Origin of the sequence: Exiguobacterium sp. s95 (assembly GCF_018618655.1) — a bacterium.
Taxonomy (GTDB): domain Bacteria; phylum Bacillota; class Bacilli; order Exiguobacteriales; family Exiguobacteriaceae; genus Exiguobacterium_A; species Exiguobacterium_A oxidotolerans.
In genome coordinates, this window is record NZ_JACSMM010000017.1 from 1 (window position 1) to 6,176 (window position 6,176).

6 protein-coding genes are annotated in these 6,176 nt (G+C 39.3%); 2 read left to right on the forward strand and 4 right to left on the reverse strand.

What is annotated here, in order from left to right:
* Nucleotides 1–98: 98 nt before the first annotated feature.
* The 4 genes from tenpIN to KNP99_RS15080 all read right to left on the reverse strand — a co-directional run bounded on the left by tenpIN (nucleotide 99) and on the right by KNP99_RS15080 (nucleotide 4,650).
* Nucleotides 99–593 (reverse strand): type III toxin-antitoxin system TenpIN family toxin, encoded by a 495-nt coding sequence (gene tenpIN / locus KNP99_RS15065; protein ID WP_215193344.1) that lies wholly within the window; start codon nucleotides 591–593, stop codon nucleotides 99–101.
* 940 nt (nucleotides 594–1,533) lie between these two features.
* Nucleotides 1,534–1,740 carry a hypothetical protein gene (locus tag KNP99_RS15070; RefSeq protein ID WP_215193345.1) on the reverse strand — a complete coding sequence of 69 codons (207 nt, stop codon included), beginning with the start codon at nucleotides 1,738–1,740 and terminating at the stop codon, nucleotides 1,534–1,536.
* Nucleotides 1,741–1,753: 13 nt separating this feature from the next.
* The gene (locus tag KNP99_RS15075; protein WP_215193346.1) at nucleotides 1,754–2,221 is read right to left on the reverse strand and encodes a hypothetical protein; all 468 of its coding nucleotides are present in this window, start codon (nucleotides 2,219–2,221) and stop codon (nucleotides 1,754–1,756) included.
* A 1,550-nt stretch (nucleotides 2,222–3,771) separates the two neighbouring features.
* A complete protein-coding gene (locus KNP99_RS15080) occupies nucleotides 3,772–4,650 on the reverse strand; it encodes a DNA adenine methylase (protein ID WP_251133117.1) in 879 nt (292 codons plus the stop codon).
* 114 nt (nucleotides 4,651–4,764) lie between these two features.
* Here KNP99_RS15080 and KNP99_RS15085 point away from each other — a divergent pair, with 114 nt between their 5' ends.
* Nucleotides 4,765–5,031 (forward strand): helix-turn-helix domain-containing protein, encoded by a 267-nt coding sequence (locus KNP99_RS15085; RefSeq protein WP_214894532.1) that lies wholly within the window; start codon nucleotides 4,765–4,767, stop codon nucleotides 5,029–5,031.
* Complete coding sequence (locus tag KNP99_RS15090; protein ID WP_214894531.1) at nucleotides 5,003–5,875, forward strand: DUF7687 domain-containing protein; 873 nt, start codon at nucleotides 5,003–5,005, stop codon at nucleotides 5,873–5,875. Before KNP99_RS15085 ends, KNP99_RS15090 begins: the two co-directional genes overlap by 29 nt.
* Nucleotides 5,876–6,176 lie beyond the last annotated feature (301 nt).

A 6,176-nucleotide genomic window follows, 5' to 3' on the forward strand; every position in this document is an offset into this window, starting at 1 on the left:
CCTATTGGTATGATGTGGTGGTAGGGATAGCCCCACGTAAAAAAAAGAAAGCCCGTTGTATGATAAAAGCCCTTCCTGATGACAGGAAGGGCTTTTAATTACGATACTTTCTCGACTACGAGACCCAGTTCTTCGTGATAATTTTGAAGAGTCGAGTATCTAAACTCGCGCAGTATGTTTTTGTCGTTCTTCAGCACTGCTCGGATGTATTTTTCAATCATCTTCTCAAATTCCATTTGAATTTTATCAACCTGCTTCTTGATTTTCAGGTAATCTTCTTTCTTTTTTAGATAAAAGATTTTTTCGTTTACTTGAGCTTGAGAAGTGATTATTACGGCTTTGGAATAGTCTAGTCCATGCCTAACTTTTTTCCCTTTCGAGTTAACCGACGTTTTCGTAGTGAAGTTGTATTTATGATCTATACTCATTGATGATCTTAAAGGAATAGCGAATTGAATGTTTTTTACTTTAACAACGAGAACTGCATATCCTCGCCCTTTATCTTTAAATTGACTACCGGGCGTTTTATCTAAAGCTTCTATCAAGTGTCCATTTTCTGCATAGAAAACGGGAGTTAACTGATGAAGGTTCATTGCAGTTCCTCCTCTCAATTTTAGTATGAAACTTTATAGAACAGTTCGATGCCTCTAGTTGGTACCCCCCATTTCTATTTACCCTTTTCAAAACACAGATTAAATCCAAATACCTTTTTCGCTCCAAATTATTCTTTTATCTATCATCTATTAGTCTCTTATATCATTAGTTTCTTAGTTATTATCTTCTTAGTCTCTTATATCATTAGTTTCTTAGTTATTATCTTCTTAGTCTCTTATATCATTAGTTTCTTAGCTATTATCTTCTTAGTCTCTTATATCATTAGTTTCTTAGCTATTATCTTCTTAATCTCTTATGTCGTTGGTTTCTTAGTTTGAAGATCTCTAGTAGACGTAAACAATCCTTTGTATCAAACCTAATATTAATCAAATAAAATGCGACTAATCTCCTAGAGCGATATTATGAATTATAACCTATAAACAAACAAATGTTCACTGTTTGTTCAAGATTTATAAAGCGTACTTCTTTCTAAGAAAAAAATACATACTTGACTTTAGCAACGTAAAAATTTTTTTAAAAACGATGCGAAAAAAGTTTGTGAAAACACCCTTTTTTCGCATCGTTTTTAAAAAATCTATTTATATCAACAACATCCTTGCGAGGAATTGTCATTTCACGCAACGATGGCAGTTTTTGATGATTTCTGAGCACTCTACTTCATTTTTTGATGTAGCATAAAGTTATGTCATATTACATAAGGAGTGGTTCCCAATACGTTACCTTCGGTACTTCGTCTACTTCATGTTGCTCGTCCTTGTCGACTACTACATGAGCAAATACGTTTCTTATAACAAAGAACTAGTCCCTCTGCTGATGAAATCAGCAGCCTTATTAGCGACTGCCTTTTCTTTGATCTACATCGAGCAACGGCTCCGGAAGAACAAGAAAAAATCTAATAAAGCATGATGACCTTTAGTTTTAAAGTACTCGAGCGTTCGAGATTTCACGGTACAGTTCAATCTCTTCCGGATGCTGGGCTTCCCATTCGAGATTTTGCAACAGTGGGATTTGAATCGTCCCCTCCATCTCCGACATCAAGTTCGCCAACCGGACATCACGCCGATTCGTGTTCGGATCTTCAAGAATTTCTTCGAAATCTTTTCGAAAGTTCGCTAAGGTTTTCATCTGTTCGTCCTCCTTATTTTTGTTTTCGCATGTAATCCTGCAGGATGCCTTCGACGAGTTCGTATAGTTTCACGTCATTCTCGAGCGCGATATGCTTCAGACGCTTGTGGAGCGTCACATCGAGGTCGAGCGAGACCTTTTTTCGGATAATTTGTTGCGGTTTCGTCTCGATCTCGAAATAGCCGTCGTCGAGTTGCGACTGTCCGGTCACGGGATCCACACGTAATGGATCCGTCGCTCGATTCTTTTTCTCCTTCACTCGTGTCGATTGGACGAAGTCCAGAACACGCTTATGGGCGTTCGGATGGTCTCCAGCAATCTGCCAACGCTTCGTCTGTTGGTCGAACGTCGCCCCAGCCTGTTTCAAGGCTTCTCGTAGCTTCTCCTTACCCACTGGAGCATGCTGTTTTGCGATTTCGAGAAACTTCATACGTTTGTTGAGTTCCGTGACGTCAAAGATCGTCAGTTCCATTTCTCTCATCTGTTTCAATCCTCCTTGCTCGGCACCATCCTTATTTCCTAACCTCTTACCCTCTTAAATTTCTAGATTACAGGGCTAGATGCCTGCATTCTTTTTAAAAATTTCGCTATTCTAGATCGTTCGGTAGTTGATATAAACCATACATTCCAAAATCCCTTTTTCTCTCTGGATGCCTGTTTAAGATTTTCGCTTTCCTGATCTACCGCACTTCGTTTTCGGCGTTTACGCCTTCACTCCGTTTGCTGGCGTACTGCGTCACATTGAATGGACTCGCTTCGCTCCCTCCTTCAACGTTCCTCGCACGACATGTTCTCCAGTCGTTGATCTTCATCTTTCCGGCATTTTCTATTCCTTTTTTTAATTAAAAAGACTTGTAGAACCCGAAGAGCGAGGACATACTGCGGTAGGCAGGCGAGGAAAACGGCTGGATGGGCAGACTAACCCCTTGCAAAAGGAAAGAGTTAAATCTGCCCATCGGTGCACTGCGTCCAGTGTAGGACGAGGTATCCGTATGTCTAGGCGTTCCAAGATTGCAGGGGAGTCTCGCCCCTACGATATGACTCGCTGCGCTCTCGCGCACACAAGGCGTTTCCACGCCCTACCTTGCTGCCTTTCGGCGACTCGTCATATAACCCACTGTATGGCGGCCAAAAGCCGTCATACGTCGTGTCACAGCAATCATACAGCCGCCTACTAGGAAATTCCCCACCGTTTGTCGTGGGACTGCCTACGGTCTCGTACCATATGACCCCGTCCGAACCTCTCAACGATCTTTACCGTATCCCTTCGGGACTTAGGCTATGTACAGGGCTCTCCGTCCTTCCCCTGCTAACGTCGCATCACCTACTGGAACTGCGGTGATGACCGATCCATTCTACTGCGTCGGCTGGATGAACCTACTCGTTTAAAGAGCGAGTGCTGACCTCTTTTTTATGTAAGACCAAAACAAAAAGGACATCGTTCAGTAGCGAGTTTCGTAAAACTTGCTACTGAACGATGTCCTTTTTCTACACTAAAACCTTGAATGTTCAAGGTTTCCTTAGTATGATAAGTGCATCTAAGTTGAAGTCACGTGCAATGTGCCTTCAACTATTCAATAGCAAGTGTTCGTGCACTCGCTATTCAAAAGCGTCACTTCGTTGATCATCTACTCGTTTGGCGACAAGTAGATGGGAGAAGTGGCGTTTTTTGTTGTTCCGTCCGTATTTTGTTACTGATTATTGTACGCTTACATCAATTTTCTGACAACATTTTATTTTTATCACTCATCAAATCTCAATTCAAAAAAATAAATTTCAAATGCTTTTTTCAAATTGAAAATTCATTTTGAAAAACAAAAAAACACGATTACTAGCACTAGTAATCGTGTTTTTTTAGTGGCAAACGCCGTGCCAAAATGCCGTTTTTAGTGGCACGCGGTGTGACCTTTTGGCGTTTTTGATGATATCAGGGAAACACTAGGCTCCGCCTAGGCTAGCACGGTGAGTGATAGCAGTTTCCCCTTATGCTCTTTTTCATTTGTTTTGATCTTTTTTTATATATTTTTTGTTTTACCAAGTGAAAAATAAACTGTCGTGAACAAGCTCATCTTCCATGATTTCTCCACTTCTTTGAAGTCTATTTATCATCGACGGCCCACAGTTTACAAAGACGGCTCTCTCGAATAATCCTTCTGGAGCTTCGATTCCTATGTCTTCTCTTCCTGATCTTTTCGTTCCGTTTATGGAGAGCATCACCTTGGCTCCTCTCTCTTTACACTCACGAATTTTAGTCCATAGATCTTCGATATCAAATGCTTGTGCTCCATACAAAATCTTTTGACTGTGTGTATAAGGAGGATCACAATAAACCAAATCGCCCTCTCCAGCCATGTCCATTACTTCTCTGAAATCTCGATTAATAAAACTTACATCCTCTTTTAATAAGTCATTCCAAGCAAGCACTCTCGATTCAAATGTCTCTGGAGAAATAGGATTATGAGGACCGATTGGCGTGCTCATATATCCATCACTTTTACGAAAACGAATGATTCCGGAGTAACAAGTTCTGGTGAGCAACGCAAAATCTAAAGCATTGAAATCTTTATTAAACCGATCTCTAATCTCTAAATATTTCGCTTGTCTATCTTCGTTGTAAGTAGAAATATTCTTTCGGTAATGATCGATCAAAATTTCCGGTTCGTCTTTTACATAATTGAAAATCTCGATTAGAAATGGGAGGATATCAGATCCAACTGCTTTTGTGTACTTTTTAATTAAGCTATTTTGATTCATGCTCGAAAGTTCTGCTAGTACTGCTCCACTACCTAAGAAAGGTTCATAGTAAGTGTTTATGTCATCAGGCATATATGAAACGATTTCCTTTGCAAATCGATGCTTATTCCCGATCCATTTTAATAACTGTGGTACGTTAGTTTTTAATTGATTCAATTCCTTCACCTCATTCATTGAGCATTATATCATATGTCACTTAAAGTATGTAGACTTATAGTCTGCACGATAGTACATTCCTTCTATAACGTTACATAAAAGAAGGTTGGTATCATGACATACGAAAATGAAATTAAACAAAACTTCGGAAATACACTTAGAGTTTTGAGAAAAGAACGTAACCATAGCCAAGAGAAAATTGCTGAAAGTACAGGACTACATCGTACGTACATTAGCGATATTGAGCGAGGCGATCGCAACGTCTCTTTACTAAATATCATTAAGATTTGTAATGCTCTAGATATAACGCCTTCTTCCTTCTTTTTGTATATGGAAAAGGGAGAGAATAGCCGTGCAAGCAAATCCGAAATTCCAAAATAAAAGTTCTTCTTTTTGGGCATATGCCAAGCTACTATCTGAAAAGCTTGGATACTCTAAATCCGGATCAATCATCTTTCATAGTAAAGATAAAGCGATTGACGCTCTTAAAAAACTAGAGATTCAAATAGAAGAAGATCTTCTGGACGACGCTTTAGAATACCTAGAGTATAGGGCTCATCTTTTAAATTCAGTCAAAGATAACTTCATGAATGCTTCTGAAGCAAAAGCACTCTTCGAAAACTACAAAGATATTCACACCAGCAATAATTTCACTTCTAACTTCCCACTCAACAAGCAAAGTAACGAAAAAAAAGACCACGCATTTTTTACATGCATAATCAATACACTAACCGAAAAAACAATACGTGATTTCGCTTCTGAAAACAACTTAATCTACGGTGAAGATATAGGATTTAACGATGATCCAAGAAGTCTATCTTACGTTCTAAGCGAAGATAAAAAACTAGAAGGTATATTCTCAAGACGTTTTGATGGTGCATTCCCTGATGTGAACAACGCTCATTTGATTTGGGAAATCAAAGAGTATTACTATACAACCTCTTTTGGCAGCCGTATCTCGGACGGAGTTTACGAAACACAATTAGACGGTTTTGAAGCAAAGCAAATCCGGGAAGACACCGGAGTCAACATCAAACACGTATATATGATCGATTCATACAGAGTCTGGTGGGATGATGGTAAATCATATTTATGTCGTATCGTAGACATGATGCATATGGGTCTTGCCGATGAAGTACTGCTTGGGAGGGAAGTTGTAGATCGCTGGCCATTAATATTAAAAGATACATTGAAGTACTATAAACATAATTTTTTAAATGATTAAGACAGTCTATAAAAACAAGAAAAGCGTTTCAGAGCTAGGTATAACGGAAACAGGTCTATAAGTCAGATTGAAAACCCAAGATCCAGAAAGATTCTTCGTTTCCTCACTCTGGAGTTGCTTTTTCTTTTGATTGACTGACTTTTATCACTATGACTATAATCAATTACGGATGTTGTGGCGGCAAGGGTGACCCCACGTAAAACAAATAATACCCTATTGGTATGATGTGGTGGTAGGGATAGCCCCACGTAAAAAAAAGAAAGCCCGTTGTATGATAAAAGCCCTTCCTGATGACAGGAAG